Annotated in this window: 22 protein-coding genes; 7 read left to right on the forward strand and 15 right to left on the reverse strand. The window is 64.7% G+C overall.

Translation table 11 applies throughout. The features are described from left to right. Nucleotides 1-1,629 carry a type II/IV secretion system ATPase subunit gene (locus MU553_RS00205; protein ID WP_247372669.1) on the reverse strand — a complete coding sequence of 543 codons (1,629 nt, stop codon included), beginning with the start codon at nt 1,627-1,629 and terminating at the stop codon, nt 1-3. 110 nt (nt 1,630-1,739) lie between these two features. After that, complete coding sequence (locus MU553_RS00210; RefSeq protein ID WP_247372672.1) at nt 1,740-2,327, reverse strand: DUF7549 family protein; 588 nt, start codon at nt 2,325-2,327, stop codon at nt 1,740-1,742. Nucleotides 2,328-2,437: 110 nt separating this feature from the next. On the opposite strand from MU553_RS00210, the gene MU553_RS00215 reads away from it, so the two are divergent. The 4 genes from MU553_RS00215 to MU553_RS00230 all read left to right on the forward strand — a co-directional run bounded on the left by MU553_RS00215 (nt 2,438) and on the right by MU553_RS00230 (nt 5,610). Further along, on the forward strand, nt 2,438-2,878 hold the full coding sequence (locus MU553_RS00215; RefSeq protein ID WP_247372680.1) for a DUF5793 family protein: 441 nt from the start codon (nt 2,438-2,440) through the stop codon (nt 2,876-2,878). A 65-nt stretch (nt 2,879-2,943) separates the two neighbouring features. Beyond that, nucleotides 2,944-4,302, forward strand: a complete 1,359-nt coding sequence (locus MU553_RS00220) for a phosphohexomutase domain-containing protein (RefSeq protein WP_247372688.1) — start codon at nt 2,944-2,946, stop codon at nt 4,300-4,302. Nucleotides 4,303-4,378: 76 nt separating this feature from the next. Further along, nucleotides 4,379-4,768, forward strand: a complete 390-nt coding sequence (gene cdd, locus MU553_RS00225) for a cytidine deaminase (protein ID WP_247372707.1) — start codon at nt 4,379-4,381, stop codon at nt 4,766-4,768. After that, on the forward strand, nt 4,765-5,610 hold the full coding sequence (locus MU553_RS00230; RefSeq protein ID WP_247372710.1) for a nucleoside phosphorylase: 846 nt from the start codon (nt 4,765-4,767) through the stop codon (nt 5,608-5,610). The genes cdd and MU553_RS00230 overlap by 4 nt, the downstream gene beginning before the upstream one ends. Here the strand turns inward: MU553_RS00230 and MU553_RS00235 are convergent. From MU553_RS00235 to MU553_RS00245, 3 genes are all read right to left on the reverse strand, one after another. Then, nucleotides 5,596-5,814, reverse strand: a complete 219-nt coding sequence (locus tag MU553_RS00235; RefSeq protein ID WP_247372713.1) for a hypothetical protein — start codon at nt 5,812-5,814, stop codon at nt 5,596-5,598. The genes MU553_RS00230 and MU553_RS00235 overlap by 15 nt on opposite strands. A 177-nt stretch (nt 5,815-5,991) precedes the next feature. Next, nucleotides 5,992-7,155, reverse strand: a complete 1,164-nt coding sequence (locus MU553_RS00240; protein WP_247372716.1) for an NAD(P)/FAD-dependent oxidoreductase — start codon at nt 7,153-7,155, stop codon at nt 5,992-5,994. Nucleotides 7,156-7,366: 211 nt separating this feature from the next. Continuing rightward, nucleotides 7,367-7,900 carry an Rrf2 family transcriptional regulator gene (locus tag MU553_RS00245; RefSeq protein ID WP_247372741.1) on the reverse strand — a complete coding sequence of 178 codons (534 nt, stop codon included), beginning with the start codon at nt 7,898-7,900 and terminating at the stop codon, nt 7,367-7,369. Between the two features lie 158 nt (nt 7,901-8,058). Here MU553_RS00245 and MU553_RS00250 point away from each other — a divergent pair, with 158 nt between their 5' ends. Continuing rightward, nucleotides 8,059-8,979: an NAD-dependent epimerase/dehydratase family protein gene (locus tag MU553_RS00250; protein ID WP_247372763.1), complete on the forward strand. Its 921-nt coding sequence runs from the start codon at nt 8,059-8,061 to the stop codon at nt 8,977-8,979. A 58-nt stretch (nt 8,980-9,037) separates the two neighbouring features. Then, entirely contained in the window at nt 9,038-9,958 is a 921-nt protein-coding gene (gene rocF, locus MU553_RS00255) for an arginase (RefSeq protein ID WP_247372803.1), read from the forward strand. Between the two features lie 4 nt (nt 9,959-9,962). Here the strand turns inward: rocF and MU553_RS00260 are convergent, their stop codons facing one another. From MU553_RS00260 to MU553_RS00285, 6 genes are all read right to left on the reverse strand, one after another. Further along, a complete protein-coding gene (locus tag MU553_RS00260; protein WP_247372806.1) occupies nt 9,963-10,646 on the reverse strand; it encodes a lysophospholipase in 684 nt (227 codons plus the stop codon). Between the two features lie 67 nt (nt 10,647-10,713). Further along, nucleotides 10,714-11,310: a DJ-1/PfpI family protein gene (locus MU553_RS00265; protein WP_247372809.1), complete on the reverse strand. Its 597-nt coding sequence runs from the start codon at nt 11,308-11,310 to the stop codon at nt 10,714-10,716. A gap of 97 nt (nt 11,311-11,407) precedes the next feature. Then, nucleotides 11,408-12,193 carry an HAD-IIA family hydrolase gene (locus MU553_RS00270; RefSeq protein WP_247372822.1) on the reverse strand — a complete coding sequence of 262 codons (786 nt, stop codon included), beginning with the start codon at nt 12,191-12,193 and terminating at the stop codon, nt 11,408-11,410. A gap of 74 nt (nt 12,194-12,267) precedes the next feature. Continuing rightward, a complete protein-coding gene (locus tag MU553_RS00275; RefSeq protein WP_247372844.1) occupies nt 12,268-13,635 on the reverse strand; it encodes an ATP-binding response regulator in 1,368 nt (455 codons plus the stop codon). Between the two features lie 149 nt (nt 13,636-13,784). Beyond that, nucleotides 13,785-15,194, reverse strand: a complete 1,410-nt coding sequence (locus MU553_RS00280) for a hypothetical protein (RefSeq protein WP_247372848.1) — start codon at nt 15,192-15,194, stop codon at nt 13,785-13,787. Nucleotides 15,195-15,200: 6 nt separating this feature from the next. Next, a complete protein-coding gene (locus MU553_RS00285; protein ID WP_247372860.1) occupies nt 15,201-15,935 on the reverse strand; it encodes an ABC transporter ATP-binding protein in 735 nt (244 codons plus the stop codon). A gap of 141 nt (nt 15,936-16,076) precedes the next feature. On the opposite strand from MU553_RS00285, the gene MU553_RS00290 reads away from it, so the two are divergent. Then, nucleotides 16,077-16,838: a helix-turn-helix domain-containing protein gene (locus MU553_RS00290; protein WP_247372863.1), complete on the forward strand. Its 762-nt coding sequence runs from the start codon at nt 16,077-16,079 to the stop codon at nt 16,836-16,838. 114 nt (nt 16,839-16,952) lie between these two features. Here the strand turns inward: MU553_RS00290 and MU553_RS00295 are convergent, their stop codons facing one another. From MU553_RS00295 to MU553_RS00310, 4 genes are all read right to left on the reverse strand, one after another. Then, complete coding sequence (locus tag MU553_RS00295; protein WP_247372867.1) at nt 16,953-18,467, reverse strand: sodium:solute symporter family transporter; 1,515 nt, start codon at nt 18,465-18,467, stop codon at nt 16,953-16,955. Beyond that, nucleotides 18,467-18,994 (reverse strand): hypothetical protein, encoded by a 528-nt coding sequence (locus MU553_RS00300; RefSeq protein ID WP_247372870.1) that lies wholly within the window; start codon nt 18,992-18,994, stop codon nt 18,467-18,469. Before MU553_RS00300 ends, MU553_RS00295 begins: the two co-directional genes overlap by 1 nt. A 40-nt stretch (nt 18,995-19,034) precedes the next feature. Continuing rightward, nucleotides 19,035-19,910, reverse strand: coding sequence for an SDR family oxidoreductase (locus tag MU553_RS00305; RefSeq protein ID WP_247372878.1), 876 nt, complete (start codon nt 19,908-19,910; stop codon nt 19,035-19,037). Between the two features lie 133 nt (nt 19,911-20,043). Continuing rightward, nucleotides 20,044-20,286: a CDGSH iron-sulfur domain-containing protein gene (locus MU553_RS00310; protein ID WP_247372881.1), complete on the reverse strand. Its 243-nt coding sequence runs from the start codon at nt 20,284-20,286 to the stop codon at nt 20,044-20,046. Between the last annotated feature and the right edge of the window lie 6 nt (nt 20,287-20,292).

Raw genomic sequence — 20,292 nt, forward strand, 5'->3', positions numbered from 1 at the left:
TTACCCCTGGAGTTCGATTCCCGTGGCGTCGATTCGGTCCATGACCTCCTCGGGTTCCGCGTAGTACTTGTTCACCATCGCCGTGAACCGCCTGTAGTCGTTGACGTCTTCGTCCTGGAGATACCGGAGGAACCGCTTCCGGTTTTTGACTTCCTGCAGCAGTTCCGACTGGGTCCAGCCCCGTTCGTCGCGGATGTCGTCGAGCAATGCGCTGCCCGTTTCCGAGAAGGTGTCCGCCGTCGCGTTCCAGTTGTACGTGTTCGAGTAGTCCAGTTCGCCAGTCCGCTGATCGATCCCTTCGATCTCCGCGAGCGTCCGCATCCGCCGGACGCGTTCGCCCTGCGTCCGCGTGAGGACCTGCACGCAGAGCACGTCCAGCGACTGGACCATCGGCCGCGGGACGTTGATCGGCTCGTTCTCCAGGCGGTTGATGACGGTCTGGACGCTGTCTGCGTGCATCGTCGAGAACGTGGTGTGACCGGTGTTCATCGCCTGGAACAGCGTGATGGCCTCCTCGCCACGCACCTCCCCAACGACGATGTACTCCGGCCGGTGCCGGAGCGCCGACCGTAACAGATCGTACATCGTGATGTCGTCGTCGTCCAGCCGCTCTCGCGTCACCGAGGAGAGCCAGTTGTCGTGGTACAGCGACAACTCGCGGGTGTCCTCGATGGTCAGCACCTTCGACCGCGGCGGGATGAACATGGAGACGGCGTTCATCGACGTGGTCTTCCCGGCTGCAGTCCCGCCGGCGAACAGCAGCGACTTGTTGTTCTCGATGCAGAGCCAGAGGAAGGCGAGCATGTCGAGATTGGCCGTCCCGTACTCCAGCAGGTCGATCGGCGTGAACGGCTCGTCGGCGTACATCCGGATGGTGAAGGCCGACCCGCGCGGCGTCACTTCTTCCCCGAGCGCGAGTTCGATCCGCGAGCCGTCCGGGAGGGTCGTCGAGACCACGGGGTCCGAGACGCTGACGTGCCGGCCCGACCGCTGGGCCAACTGGATGACGAAGTTGTTCAGCTCCTGATCGCCGTAGCTGACGTTCGTCTCGACGTCCGTGTAGTCGTCGTGGTAGACGAAGATGGGGAGCCCGGGGCCGTCACAGGAGATGTCCTCGACGTGCGGGTCGTGCATGATGGGGTCGAGTTTCCCGTAGCCGTGAAAGCGCCGGTGGAGGTAGTAGTACAGCCGGTAGAACGTCTCGATGCCGACGTCGACGCCGTACTCTTCGAGCCTGAGCTTGAGTTCGTCTCTGAGGGCACCTTCGGGGTCGTCGGCGACCTCGTCGCGGTACAGCAGCGGCTCGCGGATGTCGTCGAAGAGTCGATCGAGCAGTTCGACCTCCAGGTCGTCCAGGTCCGGTTCGACGACGTGATAGAGGTGTTTGTCGTCGTCGTGGTCGTAGTTGATCGAAACGAAGGAGAAGGGTGCGTTGAGCCAGTATCTGTCTATTTCCTCGTACCCCGAGAGTCCGCTGAACGAGAGGAGGCGACCGTGTTTGTCCGGGTCGTAGTTCTGGACGGGGATCGTCGAGCCGCGGAGCAGTTCCGCCGTTCGGCCCAGCCAGTGCCGAATTTCGCCGATGCGGCCCAAGTCGGTCCCGTCGTCGCCTGTATCCTCACGTGACATCGCTAGGGTGGCACCCGCCACGTCGGGCGGACAGCCGTCTTATCCTCCGATTGCAACCCCACTTACTTAAAATCGACACTCGTTTCCAGATCGTCGTCTGCAACCCGTCGTCAGGCCGGCTCGTCAGCCCGCTCGCCCGGTTCGTCAGCGGTCGAACGGTCGACGCGGTCGACCCGCAACAGGACGTACGCGAACGCGAACTGGAAGACGACGCCGATCGGAATCAGAATGCCGGGGAAACTGTCCGAGGGGACCGAGTCGACCGGGAGCGCGCCGAACTGGAGGAGCGCGCTGGCGGCGGTGTGGAGGATCGCCGCGGCGAGCAAGAGCCCGCCCATCACCCGGACGGGGTCGAGCGACGCTCGCTGGAACCGGGCCTCGAAGACGTACATCCCGACGCTCAGCACCACGGCCAGCGCCACGACGGCTGCGCCGACGGTCCAGACCATGAACGGCAATGGCCCGGGCGCGTCGCCGTAGAACGCCACGGCCTCCCAGGGCAACAGGACGAGCGGGTTCGGTGCAGGCACCTCGAGACCGAACAGGAAGCGAACGAGGAAGAACGGGAAGTGGAATTCGACGAGTGAGCCGCCTGCCAGTTCGCCCAGCGATACCGAGATCGACCACGGAATGAGGGCGGACAGCCAGGCCGCGACCACCGCCAGTTCCTCAGCGAGTTCCGACTTGACCCAGACCATATCCGTCCTGCGAGCGGCCGTCCCTAAAACCTACCCCAGTCGGCGGTGGGGTGTGAATTCACAACCGGGCGTTACGTTCATTGCTCCGGAAACCGTATGTTGGAGTGGGAATGAGGCGCGATTACTTCACCCTCGGGCTCCGGAACGTCGAGGACACGGCCGACGGCCAACCGACGGTCCACGTCGAGTACAACGGACCGTCCGACGCCTTCGAAACGCGCCTCACACCGGAGACGGCAGTGGACGTCGCCTTCCGATTTCAGACGCCGGTGGACGACAGCGGAGCCAGTGGGGTCTTTTCGATCGCCGACCGGATGACCGGCGAGTTCGTCCTCGAGGTCAACGCCGACGCCACGGAGATCCTCACGCTCATCGACGCTGCACGGGCGTACGGCGAAGCCACCAACGACACGGACAAAGGGTACAGCGTTCTGATCGAGCGCAACGGCGAGCAACTGTTCGAGGCCGAAAAGCGGACGCTCCTCGTGTACGACCAGGACGGCAGCCTCCTCCGTCACCACTCGCTGATACCGAGTGGCGTCGAGCTCTAGCTGGCTGGCGGTATCGCATCACCACTTTCGCCAGCACCTAAGTAGATGCCACTGGATGGCCCCGTATGGACCTTTTCGGCACGGCAGGCATTCGGGGCGCCGTCACTGAGACGGTGACGCCGGCGCTCGCGCTCGCGGTCGGGCAGGCCGCAGCCGTCGACGACCGGGAGTTCGTCGTGGCACGCGACGGCAGAGAGACGGGATCGGCACTCGCCGCGGCGATCGAAGCGGGTCTGGAAAGCGGCGGGGCGACCGTTCGCCGCGCCGGACCGCTCCCGACGCCGGCGCTCGCCTTCGCCTCGCGGGGGCGCCGCGGAATCATGGTCACCGCCAGTCACAACCCGCCGACGGACAACGGACTCAAACTGTTCGTCGACGGGAGAGAGTACGATTCAGTCGCGGAAGGGCGAATCGAGGATCGCGTGGACGAGGGAACCGCACCGGCGCCCTGGAACGAGTGGGGAACGTCGACGACGGTCGACGTGCTCGACGCGTACCGTGAGGCCGTCATCGAGTACGCCAGTGGATTCGGTGCACCGCTCGATGGGGTACGCGTCGCCGTCGACTGCGGAAACGGGATGGCCAGCGTCGCGACCCCGCAGGTCCTGCGGGCACTCGGCGCCGACGTGGTCGCGTTGAACGCGAACGTCGACGGGCACTTCCCGGGACGGGAAAGCAAACCGACGCCCGAGAGTCTCACGGACCTCCGTGAATTCGTGTCGGCGGGCGAGTTCGAACTCGGCATCGGTCACGACGGCGACGCCGACCGCATCGTCGTCGTGGCAGCGGACGGGAGCGTCGTCCACGAAGACACTGTCCTCGCAATCCTCGCGGAACAGTACGTCCGCCAGAGCGAGCGGTCTGATCCGGTCGTCGTCACGACGCCGAACGCCTCGGCTCGCATCGACGAGCGAGTTCAGGCCGCAGGCGGGCGCGTCGAGCGAGTCCACCTCGGTGGGCTCCACGAAGGGATCGCAGCGGTCCAGGCGAACGCCGACGAGGAGACGGACGTCGTCTTCGCCGCAGAGCCCTGGAAACACGTCCATCCAGACCTGGGCGGCTGGATCGACGGCGTCGCCAGTGCGGCGGTGTTCGCACGGCTCGTCGCGGCAGAGGGACTCGACGCGTTGCGAGCGCCGGTCACCGAACGGCCTTACCGGAAAGAGAGCCTCGCCTGTCCGGACGAGTCGAAGGCGGCAGTCATGGAAACGCTCGAAACCCGGCTGCCCGAGGCGTTCTCGGACGCCGCCGTCTCGACCGACTACGGCGTTCGACTGGCGTGGGACGACGCGTCGTGGCTGCTGGTCCGCCCGAGCGGCACGGAACCGTACGTTCGAATGTACGCCGAGAGCGACGAGGTGGACGCCCTCGTCGCCGAGGCGAGATCGGTCATCGAACGGACGATCGACGAGGTCGCCGGGTAGGCGCTACGGTACTCGATCTCGCCCCGACACCTCGGCGCAGCCGAGACTATTTGGCCCGGCCGCTCGACGTCCCGCCATGGACGAACTCCTCCAGGCGGCGCGCGACGCGATGGACGACGCGTACGTGCCCTACTCTGAGTACCGCGTCGGTGCGGCCATTGAAACCGCGGACGGCACCGTGTACACCGGCTGCAACATCGAAAACGCGAACTACAGCAACAGTCTGCACGCCGAGGAGGTAGCGATCGCGGACGCCGTCAAGCGCGGCCATCGGTCGTTCGAGCGGCTGGCCGTCTCGTCGAGCGAGCGCGACGGCGTCACCCCGTGTGGAATGTGTCGCCAGACGCTCGCGGAGTTCTGCGACGAGTCGTTCCCCATCGTCTGTGACGACGCCGACGAACCGGTCGAGTACACGCTCGGAGAACTGTTGCCGAACACGATCACGAAGGAGATGCTCGGGCAATGACCGACGACGCCACTGCCGCCGACGAATTGGACAGCGAGGACCCCAACGACGAGACCCAGTACCACCTCGACGTGGGTCCCGACGACGTGGCCGAGACGGTGTTGCTGCCCGGGAACCCGGAGCGCCTCCCGAAGATCACCGGTGGCTGGGACGCCTCCGAGGTCGTCGCCGAGCACCGCGAGTACCGGACCGCGACTGGTACCTACGAGGGAACGCCGATCTCAGTAACGTCGACGGGAATCGGCAGCCCCTCGGCCGCGATCGCCGTCGAGGAACTGGCACGAGTCGGTGCTGACACCTTCATTCGCGTCGGCTCCTGTGGAGCCATCCGCGAGGAAGCCAGCGTGGGTGACCTCGTCATCACGCGCGGAGCCGTCCGGCAGGAGGGAACCAGCGACGAGTACGTTCGCGAGGACTACCCGGCCGTTGCCGACCACGCCGTCGTCGCCGCGCTCGTCGCCGCAGCCGAACGACTCGGCTACGACTATCACGTCGGCCTGACCTGCTCGACGGACTCGTTCTACGCAGGGCAAGGCCGTCCCGGCTTCGAGGGGTTCGAGGCCCGCGGCAGCGACGAACTGATCGAGGAACTCCGGGCCGCGAACGTCTTGAACTTCGAGATGGAGGCCAGCACGATCCTCACGCTGGCGAACCTCTACGGCCTCCGTGCAGGGGCGGTCTGTACCGTCTACGCGAACCGCGTGACCGGCGAGTTCCGGACCGAAGGCGAGCGAAAGGCCGCGAAAACTGCGAGTCTGGCGACGCATCTGCTGGCGAAGATGGACGACAGAGTGACCGAGTCGGGAGCCGCAGAGTGGCACGCGGGATTAGGGCTCGACTGATTCCCGTTCGTAGTGGCGCTGTGCGGTCCGTACGAAGAGGGTGCCACCACCGAGTCCCGTCGCAGGGCCAACGATGTCGACGAGTGCGTCGACCCACGTCGCTCGTGGATCGGAGGACAGTATGAAGAAGACGACACCGAGGACCAGTCCCCACACGGCGGTGATGGCTGCCTCCTTCAGGTAGCGTCTGCGCTCATTGTACATGATAATTTCCCCGCACCAAATCTAATATAAACACGAGCATCCGCGCGAGCGTAGCGAGCGCGGTTCACCGACGGCGAACGAAGTGAGCCGTCGGCCGTTTTTAGCGTAGATTTTTGCGAGAGGGGTTCCCGCAGGCCGACGAAGTCGGCCGAGGAAACCCCTCGAAGTAAAAAGGTACTACATGTCCGGCCAGGCCTTGAGCGCGCGGCCTGGGCCGGTGATGGACGCGATCCAGCGAGCGGCGATGGCTTTCTTCAGGTTGCGGGCGAGGAAGCCGCCGAAGGTGTCCATCGGCATCATCATGACGTCGTGGGCGACGGCGTCGTGACCGACGGAGATGGCGGTCCCCTTGCTCTTGAACGTCCAGTCTTCGAGGGGTTGGCCGCGCATCTGGCGGGCCATGTTCTTCCCGATGTGGTCGGCGGCCTCCCAGGCAGCCTCGGCCGTCGGCGGCGCGGGGTTCTCGCCGGGCTGGTCGATGAGGGCGCAGTCACCGATGGCGAAGACCCGCTCGTCCTCGGTCTGGAAGTTCATCTCCGTGTGGATGCGGTGGTTGCGCTCGTCTTTCTCGAGGTCGACGTCCTGGACGGCGTCGCGGCCGGTGATCCCGCCGGTCCAGACCAGCACGTCGTAGTCGAGTTCGACGTCGTCGCCGATGTAGACGGTCTCCTCGTCCACTTCGCCGATGAACTCGCCGGTCATGATGTTGACGTCGCGGTCTTCGAGGCGCTTGCGGAGTGCGGCCTGCACTTCGGGATCGTTCCCGGGGAAGATTTCGTCGAGACCCTCGACGAGGTGGATGTCGATGGGGGCGCGGTGATCCTCGCGGAAGCCGGCGACCTCACCGGCCGTCTGGATGCCGGAGAGGCCGGCACCGCCGATGACGATCTGTGCGGGATCGGACTGCGAGGCGGACCGGGCGGCCTGTTTGATGTCCTCGTGGATGCCCAGCGCGTCGTCGAGGCTCTTCAGCGTGTGTGAGTACTCTTCGAGGCCGTCGATCCCGAAGAAGGCGGTCTGGGAGCCGAGCGCGACGAGGAGGTAGTCGTAGTCGATGGTCGAGTCGTCGTCGAGTTCGATGGTCCGCTCGTCGGTCTCGACGTCGACGACCTCGCCCTGGACGAAGCGGGTGCTCGGCGCCTTGATCTCGTCGACGGGGATACTGATCTTCTCCTGAATGCTGGGATCGCGGATGCACCGGTGGGACTCGTGGAGAACGAGGTGGTAATCGACGTTCGAGACCCACGTGAGATCCGCTTCGTTCCCCAACTCCGATTCGAGACTCTTGATGGCACCCGCACCCGCGTATCCCGACCCGAGTACGACTACGTTCTCTGTCATAGGTGCCACTCTGGCGCCACCTGATACAAAGGCTTTGAAATCGTGACGTAACAATCGGCAGTTGTTACCGAAGGAAGGCCGGCTCTAACCGGTGATATTTACGGCCGCGCCGAACAGCGCATGTGAATCTGTATCAAATCAAACACTGTCAAAGAGGTGCGATAACGAGTGTCAGTGAGTCGGTCGAGCGGCCGATTCTGGGCTCGATCGATTACTTCTGGACTTCGCCGACGGGTGCTTTCATGTCGTCGATGGTCAGGATGAGAATGTTGCTGGTGTCGTCTTTCCCTTCGACTGTTCCGATGATCCGGAGTTTGGAGAGCGGCGTCGGACCGACGGTCATCGTGTCGTCCTCGTGGAAGTTGGAGATCGATCCCTGGAGCTTGATCTCCGCGCGGCACTCTTCCGGATGGTGGACGCTCGTCAGGTCGATCTCCTCGACGTTCGCCGACTCGACCGGTTCGCCGTTGTGCGCGAGCGGCACGTCGGCCGCTTGGTCCATGTCCTGGACCTGCAATGCGTCGTACGCGTTCGCAGTCGGCTTGTAGCCACCTTTTGGGCCAGGTACACCCTCTACGAGTTGGAGCGCTTTGAGACTCTGCATCTGGTTACGGATCGTCCCCGGATTCCGATCTACCTGCTCGGCGATGTCTTCGCCTTTGACGGCGGACTCGGATTCTCTGTAAAGGTTGACTAGTTCCTGAAGGATGTTCTTCTGGCTCGGGGTGAGTTCGATTGATGACATGATGGAACGTTCGTGGTAGTTTTCCTTAAACCCGGCGGATAAATGAGTATCGTTCCACGTATCCAATATGCGACAACAGACCGACGAACAGGCGGAATCGCGGTCAGACGAAACGAGGAAGCGATACACATTAGTTCATCCCGTTGCGTGTCGGATGTATGAAGGGTAAACGCGTACTCGTCACTGGTGGGGCAGGATTTATCGGTTCGAATCTCGCCAATCACCTCGCGGCGGACAACGACGTGGTCGCACTGGACGACGGGTATCTCGGAACACCGGCAAATCTCGACGAGGACGTGGAGTTCGTCGAGGCGAGCGTGCTGGACGACGACCTCCCGTCCGACGTAGACGTGTGCTTTCACCTCGCCGCCCTCTCCTCGCTGAACATGCACGAGGAGGACCCGCAACTGGGCGCCCGGGTCAACGTCGAGGGGTTCGTCAACACGGTCGAGCAAGTCCGCGAAGACGGCTGTGAGACGGTCGTGTACGCCTCGACGTCGTCGATCTACGGCAGCCGGACCGAGCCGTCCCCGGAGGACATGCCGGTCGCGGTCAACACGGGATACGAAGCGTCGAAACTCGCTCGCGAGCGCTACGGCGAGTACTTCGCGAACTATCACGACATGAACATGGCCGGCCTGCGCTTTTTCTCGGTGTATCAGGGCTACGGCGGTGCCGAAGAACACAAAGGCGAGTACGCGAACGTCATCGCTCAGTTCGCCGACGACATGGCGAACGGCGACGCACCTGTCCTGTACGGCGACGGGGAACAGACGCGAGATTTCACGCACGTCAGCGACATCGTTCGGGGACTCGAACTGGCCGCCGACCACGAGTTGACCGGCATCTACAACCTCGGCACCGGCGAGGCGTACAGTTTCAATACGGTCGTCGAGATGCTCAACGACGAACTCGGAACGGACATCGACCCCGAGTACGTCGAGAATCCGATCCCCGAGGACGTCTACGTCCACGACACGTGTGCCGACCCCTCGAAGATGCACGAGGCGACCGGCTGGGAGCCCCAGATCGACTTCGCCGAGGGCATCGAGCGCGTCTGCGCGCAGTACACCAACTGAGCCGGAGACGGATCGCGGGACAGGCGACTTTTGTACGTTCGCGAGAGTCTCGATAGTGATGGACAGGAACGTACGGATCATCGGCGCACCGATGGACCTCGGTGCCGACCGGCGCGGCGTCGACATGGGGCCGTCCGCCATCCGTTACGCCGGGTTGGCCGAGGAGTTGGAAGCGATGGGAACGACGTGTCTCGACTGGGGCGACGTTCACGTCCCACGGCCGGAAGAGACCGATCCGGACGCCGGTGCGCCAGTGGCCGGCGACGCGAAGTTCCTGGCCGAGACCGAGACGGTCTGCACGCGACTGTCACACGAGGTGGCCGATGCGGTCGACGCCGGCGACCTCCCGCTCGTCCTCGGCGGCGACCACTCCATCGCCATCGGGACTGCGAGCGGCGTCGCCCGCGACGAATCGACGGGCGTCATCTGGTTCGACGCCCACGGCGATTTCAACACGCCGACGACGACGCCGAGCGGCAACGTCCACGGCATGAGCCTCGCCGCGATCCTGGGCATCGGCGAGTTCGCCGAGACGGACTGGGCACCGTCGCCGAACGTCTCCGAGGAGAACGTCGCACTCGTCGGCTTGCGCGACATCGACGAGCAGGAGCGCCCTGCAATCCGTGACAGCGAGGTCTCAGCGTACACGATGACTGACATCGACGACCGCGGCGTGACCGAAATCGTCGAGGAAGCGATCGGCGTCGCGACGGACGGCACCGACGGCGTCCACGTCAGTCTCGACCTCGACTGGCTCGACCCCACGGAAGCCCCCGGCGTCGGCACGCCCGTCCGTGGCGGCGTCTCCTACCGCGAAGCCCACGCTGCGATGGAACTGATCGCCAAGCACCTCTCACAGCCGGACCGCCTCCGCGGCTTCGAACTCGTCGAGGTGAACCCGATCCTGGACCAGCACAATCAGACCGCGGAACTCGCCGTCGAACTGGTCGCCAGCGCCTTCGGGAAGATCATTCTCTAACGGGTCACGCGATCTCGTCGAGCGCGTCGACGACGGCCTCGGTGTTGTCCTCGCGGCCGGCCGACGAGAACAGTTCGTGTTTGCCGTCGTAGAGGGTGACCTGTGTCGGCTCGACCCGAGACCCGATCGCCTGCAGTCCGACGACGGTGTCCGCGAGCGAGCAGAACACTCGCGCGTCGGCACTGATTTCGGGCATCGACGCCTGCGCATCGCGAATCTCACGGATGAACGATGGACTGACCTTCGACGGGAGGTCCTGCCACTGTGCTTCCGTCACGAGCGACCCGAGTTCCTCGCGGCCGAAGTCGATGGGAAGAAGCCGCCTGTCGGTCGGGAGCGCCGCGACGATCCGCAGTTGCGTCTTCCTGAGCTTTCCACCGTAGAATCCCCACCACGGACTCATGTAGATCGCCGCCTTCGGTCGGAGGGACGCCGCGACGAGGCCACCGGTACTGTGGCTGAGAACGGGTGCGAGTTGCAGTGCGTGCTCGTCACGGTACTCACGAGTCGGCGCCAGATATTGCGCCTCGAAGTCGCTGATGTTCGTCGGCAACTGCCCCGCGTGGACGCGATAGCCGGCCTCGACGAGCCGATCCACGAACCACCGCTCGTTGTCGCCGTCGAGCTTGTTTCCCCACCCCATCAGGAACAGGAGGTCCTGTCCCTCGCCGAACGTCTCGAACTTCATCGGTTCCGGCGACGGCTCGTATGGGAAAAACGTTGACGTGTTCGGTCGCTATCGCGACGGCACCGAGTCAGTCGTCGGCTGCCACGGCGGGCTCGGAGTGTTCGACGTCGGTGCCGAGCACGTCGAGGAACTCCGCGATCCACTCGGGGTGATCCGGCCAGGCCTGCCCGGTGACGAGGTTGCGGTCTCGCGTGACGCCGTCGACCCACGAACAGCCGGCCGCCTCGACTTCCGCCTGGACTGCGGGATACGAGGTCATCTCGTAGCCGTCGAGGACGTCCGCGGCAGCCAGGATCTGCGGGCCGTGACACAGCGCCGCCACTGGTTTCTCCTCGTCGAAGAAGTGGCGGACGGCGTCGAGCACCTCGTCGTACGTGCGCAGATATTCGGGCGCGCGTCCACCAGGGACCACGAGCGCGTCGTAGTCCGCCGGCTCGACGTCGGCCATCGTGGCGTTCAGTTCGAAATCGTGTCCTCGTGACTCCACGTACGTCTGATCGCCGCGGAAGTCGTGGATCGCCGTCTTGCACGACTCCCCGGCTTCTTTCTCGGGACAGACGGCGTCGACCTCGTGGCCCACCGCCTGGAGCGCCTGGAACGGTACCATGACCTCGTAGTCTTCGACGAAGTCGCCGGCTATCAGTAGGATTCGCTTGCCGCTCATGATATACACGCGTCCGCACTGGAACGCAGTGTGTGCTATCGATTGCCAATGTGATAAAGCCACCCGGGCTGGGCGGGAGAGTGGCAGCGTCGGCCGGTCACTCCAGCAGCGCCGGCACGTCAGCGAGCGAGTCGACGACGTGGTCCGGCGCGAACTCGCTCCTGGCAACGTCCGCTCGCTCCGTGATGCCGGTGAGCACGAGCACGGTCGTCATGCCGGCGCGTTCGCCGAGCGCGACGTCGGTGTCCAGCCGGTCGCCGACGAGCAGACACTCCTCGGGCGGGAGATCGAGTGCCGCGGTCGCTGCGTCGACCGCTTCGGGAGACGGTTTCCCCATCACGCGGTCGACGGCGCGGTCGGCAGTCGCTTCGATGGCCCCGATGATCGCCCCCGAGCCCGGAATGAGGCTGTCGTCGCCGGAGGGAACGACGCGGTCGGGATCTGACCCGATGAACGTCGTCTCGTCGTCCTGGAGCGCGCGGAGGCCGGCGGTCAGCGACCCGTAGTCGAACTCGCCGTCCCAGGACGCGACGAGGACGTCGGCCGCCTCGGCGTCCGCGACGAGCGAGAGGTCAGCAGCCTCGAACTGGTCGCGCAGCGACGGCGACCCGATGAGAAAGAGGTCGTCGTCGGCGTGTTCGGTCGCGAGGTAGTCCGTCGTGACGGTGCCGGCCGACAGGACCTCCTCGACGTCGATCGCGATGCCCATCTCGCCGAGCCGGTTCACGTACTCTCGGCGCGTCTTCGTCGGGTTGTTGGAGAAAAAGAGCAGCGAGAGGTCGGCAGCCCGAAACGAATCGATAGCCTCGACCGCGCCGGGGAGGGGATCGGTGCCTCGGTACACTGTGCCGTCGAGGTCGAGAACTGCGCCGCGGTAGCTCATTGGCTTTCAAGGCGGACGGAGCGGTGATAACGTCCTCGGATGCGGCAGGCCGAATCGGAAACGAGCGATCCGGCTCAGAGATAGGTGACGCCGGTGATCTCGAAGCGGGCACCGCCCTCGTCGCTCGCAGTCACCGACACTGTCCAGCCGTGGGCGTCGGCGATCTGTTCGACGATCGCCAGCCCGAACCCGGTCCCGTCGTCGGCTGTCGAGTATCCAGTGTCGAACACGTTGTCCCGCTCGCTCTCTGGGATGCCGCGCCCGTCGTCGGCGACGTAAAAACCGTCCTCGAGGGTGTTTACGGTGATCGTCGCGGCGTCGCCGTGTTCGACGGCGTTCCGAAAGATGTTACTCAGCAGTTCCTGGAAACGGCCGGCGTCGGCCTCGATGGTCCCCGTCGCGTCCACGACCAGGTCGGTCTCGCCCGACTCGACGTAGGGCCAGACTTGCTGGATGGTCTGTTCGAGGGGCGTCGGTTCCGGGTCCTCGACGGTCGCGCCCTGCCGGGCCAGCGTCAGCACGTCGTCGATGAGCGTCGCCATCCGCTGATGGGACGCTTCGATCCGGTCGAATTCGGCCGGTCGCTCGTCGAACTGCTCGGCCAGCATGGAGAGGTTCATCTCGGCGACGTCGAGGGGGTTGCGCAGGTCGTGGGAGACCATGCTGGCGAACTCGTCGAGCCGTTCGTTCTGCCGTTCCAGTTCCCGCTCGCGCTCGACGCGCTCTGTGACGTCCCTGGCGATGAGCTGAAACGTGTCGCGTTCGGTCCGAATGTCGACCGGCGCGAAGATGTTGTGGAAGTGCCGACCGTCGAACTCCGTCTCCGTGCGCTGGGCGGTTCGTTCCTCGATCACCGTCTGACCGACGGTCAGCCACTGGTTGCCGATGCCATCTGGCAGTTGCTCGACGATGTCTCGGCCGACGAGTTCCTCGCGCGAGACCGACGCGAACTCCGCCATCGCCGGGTTGGCCGCGATGATCTCGCCGTCGGCAGCGACCTGTGCCACGGCGTCCGGCGTGTTGTTGACGAGCAGTTCGTAGCGGCGCTGTGCTCGCCGCTGGGTGACGGCACTCCTGACGCGGTTTGCCAACTGTTGATACTGTTGGTCTTCGACGACTTCGAGCTTGAGGATGTAGTCCGACACGCCGGCGGCGATCGCTCTGGACGCGATCTCTTCGGTTCCGCGGCCGGTCAGAAGGATGAACGGGACGTCGCCATGTCGCTCGGTGACCATCTCGAGAAATTCGAGGCCGTTGGCGCCTGGCATCTCGTAGTCGCTGACGATGCAGTCGATCTCCGTGTCGTCGAGAAACGCCAGCGCGTCCTCCGCGCTCGTCTCCCAGAAGGTCGTCATCCCGTGTTCCTCGCGTAACGTCTGGGCCGTCATCTCGGCGAAGAACTCGCTGTCGTCGACCATCAGGAGACGGATGTCCTCAGACATAGTCACCAGCCTGATGGGAACGGACGACTCGACGCGCAACCGGAATCGTGACGGAGACGGGATGCACCGGTACCACTACTCCCACGAACTCGTTCCCCATCCAAATAGTCTGCGAAACATGTGTTTGTTCTATCTATAATTCGCCAGGATCAATGTCGTAACCGTCGCTCCCATCGCGGCCCGGCGCGCGCTGCCAACCACCAGCCGATCGCACCAGCGCCGAGCGACAGACAGAACGCGAGGACCGTCGTGGCAGTCGGTGCGGTCGGATAGACGAGCGCTGCGACCAACAGTGGAATCGCCACGACGGCGAGCGCCGTCCCGAACCCCAGGAACAACACGGTATCGAACAGTAACTCCGTCGGCGAGAGTCCAGCGACGAAGGCCGTCACGCCGTAGACGTAGGTCGCGATCAGTGGCAACACGACGACGCCGACGGCCAGTTCTACCGGCCGGTACCACAGCGCTGCGACCGCCAGATAGACCAATCCCGCCGGGAGCGACAGGAGCACGTACGCGCGACGCTTGCCCGCGAAGACGGCCTGTATCGAGACGGGATAGCGGAGGTACTCGGTTGCGTCGTCGAACTGCATCACCCAGCTGTACGTGGTGAACGCACCGAGCCCCAGGAGCGTCCCGAAGGCGATCCCCGGTGACGGTTCGAGACCGGTCGCGGCGGTGATCTGGTCCAGCAAGAGCGCGGTCACGCCGAAGAGCACGCCCATGGAGAACAGCACCTTCCAGGCCGAGCCGCTGGATCTCGTGACGTCGAGCAGCGCCCTCGTGGTGAGCCCGCTGTCGTCGCCGAGGAGTGTCCGCACCCGGGTGAACCGGTCCGGCGCGGTCCGTTGCGCGCGACTCGCTGCCGGGCGGAAGAGCAGTGGTCCCAGCACCCCGAACACGACCACCGGTGCGAAGCCGCGGACAGCCGCGAGCAGCGACGGCTCTCGATACGCGACGAGCGGCGTGTACGCGAGGACGTCGATCCCGATTACGACGGTGGCAGCCGCTACCGCCGCTACCGGCGCGACGACAGCGAGTTTGCTCCGCGTGGCGAGGCCGGCGAGCGTCAGGCTCAGCGTCACGCCGAGGGCGAACGCCCCGACGAGCGTGACCCAGACGAGCGCAATCTGAGCCAGTGAGACGCCCGCACCAAGTGCGCTCGGGACGACAGCGACGCCGAGTGGTGCGAGGAAGAACGCCGCGTAGTACACCAGGTCCTTGAGCAGGAAGACGGTCAACAGGCGGTTCCACGACACTGGCAGCGTCCGGGCCGAGAACACGAGCAGCGTCACGTCGCCGAGAACGTCCCGGAGTGCGTCGCGACCGACGAGTCCGATAGTTCCCACCTGGAGCCCGAAGAAGAAGACGAGGCCGTGGAGGCCAGCGACGACGGCGTCGAAGTCAGTACCAGTGATCCGGAGTAACTCGAAGCCGCCGGCTGCGAGCGCCAGGACGACGACGGGGAACGAGCCGAACCGGCGGCCGCCGAACAGTTCCTCGTGGAGTCGCCACTCCTCGCGAAGCATCCGCCGAAACAGCTGGAGCGTGAGCGACATCGCTGGTCAGTCGGACACCTGCTGGGTGGCCGGTTCAGTAGCGCCCACTTCCGCGCGGAACACGTCGAGCAGCCGCTCGTCGTCGAGTTCCTGGGGATTGCACTCTGCGACGAGTCGGCCGTCGCTGACGATCGCGACCTGGGTGCACAGCTCGTCGGCGACCTCGATGAAGTGCGTCGAGAGAAAGACCGTGTTCCCGCGCTCGCAGTACTCCCGGAAGTGACCCTTGATCTGTTCCTGCATGAGCGGGTCCAGATTCACGAGGGGTTCGTCGATAAACACCAGATCGGGCTCGTGGACGAACGCGGCGGCGAGCATGACGCGCTGGCGTTCACCCTCCGAGAGGTCGGTCGCCAGCGTATCGAGCTTCTCGCGGAACTCGAATCGCTCCGCCCACTCGTCGATCTGTTCCGTGACGTCCGGGAGGTTCCTGACCGTCCCGACGAACTCGAGATACTCTCGCGGCGTCAGGAAACTCGGCGGATCCTCCCGTTCCGGCAGGATACCGACGGCGCGACGGACGGCCAGCGGATCGGAGACGGGGTCGTGACCCAGGACGCTGGCCGTACCAGCGGACGGCTCGAGCTGCCCGGTCAGGATCTCGATGGTCGTCGTCTTCCCGGAGCCGTTCGGCCCCAGGAGCGCGAACAGTTCTCCCTCCGGAACAGTCAGGGAAAGGTCGGCGAGTGCCTCGAGGTCGCCAAAGCGTTTGGTCAGCCCGACAGTCTCGATGGCAGTCATCCTCCGTGGGGTCGAATCCGACCGAGAAAAGTGTTCGTGGGGTTTCGAATCGGCCGTTTTGACAATCGTTCTTATTTAAAAATCACCATTTACTGGAGGCCTTCCATATACCTTTTGTGCTTAAATGAGAAAGCGCTGAGTATGCAGTCCCTCCAGCTCGATATGATCCAGTACGACTGTCCGTACATCCGGACCACGTTCGATTACGACGTGACGTTCTACACGCAACACTGGGAGTTCAGACACGATCGTCGCGCGCTGGAGTCGCGGATGCTCGTCACCGGGCAGTCGAACGAGGACCTGACGCAGGCGCTCAAACAGCTGCAAGGCGAGGACAACCTGGAGGAGATGAACGTCCTGGGGAAGAAGGCCGGGGCGGCACAGATCCACTCCCGGATCGACGAAACGGAGGCGATGAGCACGATCCTCGACAACAACGGGTACGTCACCGGGCCGTTCGTCATCGAGGACGGGAGCGAGCTGTGGAACATCGGCTTCGACTGGCCGGAAGACGCCGACGACGCGCTCTCGGAGCTGGAGCGGAACAACGAGTTCGAGGTGGACGGGCAGACGAGCATCGACATCGTGGACTACCACGAGATCATGCAGAACCTCGATTCGATCCGCGACCTGCTCAGGGGGCTGTGGAACCTCACGGACCGTGAGCGGGAGACGCTGCTCGCTGCGATGGAAGCTGGTTACTTCGAGACGCCGCGCGGTGCGAATCTCGGCGAGCTCGCCGACGAGTTCGACATCTCGAAAAACGCCACCTCGAAGAACCTCCGGCGAAGCCAGCGCAAAGTCCTCGAACAGTTGATCGCACTCGTCGACGAGGCCGACGGCGGCCCGGACTCGAAGGGCGTCTCACCGTTCGACGACCTCGTCTCGAATCTCGGTCGGTGACGCCAGCTGGCGGCCACTCGACCGACGGGCTCAGATTTTGCTGAACAGGACGATCAGCGTCGCCACGACCATGGCGACGAAGCCGACGAGCCAGATCATCCTAGATCACCTCCGTCATAGGTCGAACACCGGTTTGACGTGTTCGGGGACGTTCTCGCCGCTGGCGCCGTTCGTGACCAGCGAGACGAAGATCGTGGTCACGATGGCCGCGGCCGTGGCCACGAAGTAGAAGTCGATGCCGAGCGGGAGCGCGTTCCCCATCTGTGTCCACGCCAGCAAAACGACGTTCAGGGCGATCGAGACCACGAGGCCGGCAGTGACGCCCTCGCGGCTGGCCCCTTGCCAGAGGAGGCCGATGATGACCGCCGGGAGCGTCCCGCTCATGAACGTCCCCCAGCCGAAGCTGCCGAGGATGGCCACGAGTTCCCCGCCGTACAGCCCGAAGAGCACGGAGCCGACGCCGATGACGACGACGGTCACGCGGCCGACCCAGGTCTCCGAGCCGTCCGAGAGGTCGATGCCCATCGCGCGGGTCAGGTCACGAGCGATGGCGCCGGACGCCAGCGACATGAAGAACCCGGCCGTCGACATGATGGCCGCGACCAGGCCCGCGTAGATGATCATCTGCAGGACGATGTGGAGCCGGTTGACGAACTTGAACACCGCGAGGTCGGGGTTCGCGAAGGCCGCGACGTCACCGTTCGCGACCATGAACAGCGCGACGAAGCCGATGAGCATCCACAGTAGGCTCCCGACGGCGTAGGTGACGCCGCTGATGAGGCCGACCGTGCGCAGGCCTTCGGGATCGTCGATGGAGAACATCCGCTGGAGGACCTGGGGCTGGCCCATGACGCCGATCGAGAACGCGATGGGCCAGATCAGCAGCAGGCCGGGCGCGGAGCCCTTGGCGAGCCCCCAGCCGTCGAGCAGTTGCGGCGTGAACGCCTTGGTCACGTCACCGGCGGTGACCTCGCCAGCCGAGGCGACGGTCACAGTCAGGTTCTCCATGCCGGTGGCGACCTGGAAGAACCCGAAGACGACGCCGACGACACCGATCAGCATCACCGCGCCGGTGTACGCGCCGGCGAGTTGAGCGGACGCCATGCCCCCGACCGTGATGTAGAGGATCATCAGGCCGAAGACCAACCAGACGGCGACTTCCACGCTCACGCCGAGCAGTTCGGCGAGGACGTAGCCACCGCCGGCAACCTGCGAGGCGAGGTACGCCCAGCAGGCCATGAAGATCGTGATCGCGAGCAGGCCGCGGATCGCCCCGCTGTCGAACCGCACGTCCACCACGTCGCCGAGCGTCCCGATGTCGGCCACGTCGGCCATGCCGCGGACGCGTTTCCCGATGACCCAGTAGGCCATCGCGAACCCGATGCCGGCGGCGAACGTCATCCACAGCGAGGACGTGCCCATGCTGTAAACCAGTCCGGGGCCGCCGACGAACCCGAACGCGCTCATGATGCCCGACATACTCGCGAGGGTGATGACGGCCGCTCCGAAGAGTTTGGTCGCGCCGTAGTACTGGTCGGAGGATTCGATCAGGCGCTGGCTGTACAGGCCGACGCCCATCACCGAGATGATGAACGCCACGACGAAGCCGACGACGAGCACGTCGACCATCAGCTGGTCACCTCCCCGTCCGGCGCCTCACCGGGCGTCGGCGCGTCCTCGACCACGTCGCCCTCGTCGGCCTGAGCAGCTTTCGCTTCCTCGACTTCTTCGATGAACTCGTCCCAGCGGCCTTCCGGGAGGTAGTACCGACGGTAGTACAGGCCGAACGTCAGCGCGACCGTCATGAACCCGCCGATCCAGTAGAGCCAGTACACCGCTGCGAACGAGGGGTGCATGCCCGTGATGAGGCCGGCCGAGCCGCCGGCGTACGACCCGGAGAAGTACTCGGCGAGACCGAACGCACCGAGCTGGAGGACCGTCCAGACACCCAGGGGGTAAACGAGCAATTTCACCGGGATCTCCTGACGGGAACTCGCGCCGATGATGAACCACGGGTGGAAGAGGAACGCCGACACGAGCAGGCCCACGAACCAGTACCCGGTCAGGCCGAGGACGAGGACGGCCAGCCAGAGGAGGCCACTAGCGACCATCAACGGCGTCGTCAGGTCGGAGATGTCGATCTTGCGGTCCAACATCAGTTCGTCACCTCCGACCTGCGGCTGGTCCGCAGGACGGTCATTCGTACGTGTGCACGTAGCCACCGTCCCATAGCAGGTCACCTCCGTTGAGGTGGCGAGCGTGGTTCGAGAACCCGAGCGCGAAGAGGTTGCCCACTTCGACGGGCTCCATCATCTCTTTCAGACGCGCCTGGCCGAGCATGACGTCCTCGACGACCTCCTGCTCGGAGATGCCGCGCGATTCGGCGGTGTCGGCGATCTGATCGAGGACGAGCTGGGTCTTGACGTAGCCCGTGCTCACCGAGAACGAGCGGAAGTTCCCGTCGCTCTCGGCCGCGATCGACTGCGTGAGCCCCCGCAGTCCGAACTTCATCGTGTTGTACGCGGCCTTGTCCTGGGTCACGTAGTGGCCGTGTACGGAGGCCATGTTGCCGATGACTCCGTGGCCGTCGTCGGAGTCCTTGATGTGGGGCAGCGTCAGCTTGCTCAGGTACATCGGCGCCCGGAGCATCACCTGGTACATCGTGTCCCACATGTCCATCGGGAACTCGTCGATGGGCGAGATGTGCTGGAGGCCAGCGATGTTGGCCAGGAATCGAATCTGTCCTTCCTCGGCGGCCACGTCGACGAGTGCCTCGAGAGCCCCGTCGTCGGTCAGGTCGGCCGTCGCCTGGACGACCTCCCCGTCGACGTCGAGTGCTTCGCTCTTCTCGACCGTGTCGGACAGACCGTCTTCGTCCACGTCCGTCGCGACCGTCGTCAGGCCGTTCGCGGCCAGGACCAGCGCAGTCGCGCGACCGATCCCCGACGCCGCACCGGTGACGATGGCGACGTTCTCATCAGTGAAGTGAGGGTCGGGCACCTGCAATACGTCGTCAGCTGTGAGTTCGGGCGCTTCGAGCTGGCCCGAGTGGCTGTTCGTTGACTGAGTCATCTCGTGTGTACATGACCCACAAAACAGGGAATAAGCCGAGGTTCACATGTAATCCCGGTTTCCTTCGTGTGAAAAATCGAGTTAGAAACCGGCGGACGGCGATACGACGGCCCGAAGAAACAACCTGGCGGCGTCAGTCCTCGTCGTTGGCGAAGACGATCTCTTCGATCTCGTGGCGCGGATTCTCGTCGTCGTCGCCCTCGTACTTGTAGCGGACGTCCTCGTCTTCGTCGGCGGTGGCCTCGTGGGAGCCGTCACAGAACGGGTAGTTGCCCGACAGACCACACATGCAGATGGCGATGTCGCCTTTCTCGCCGATGTCGTCCTCGTCTACGATCTTCGGTCCGGTCGCGTCGTGGGTGATCTCTCGTGACACACGCTA

Source organism: Halorientalis brevis, assembly GCF_023077655.1.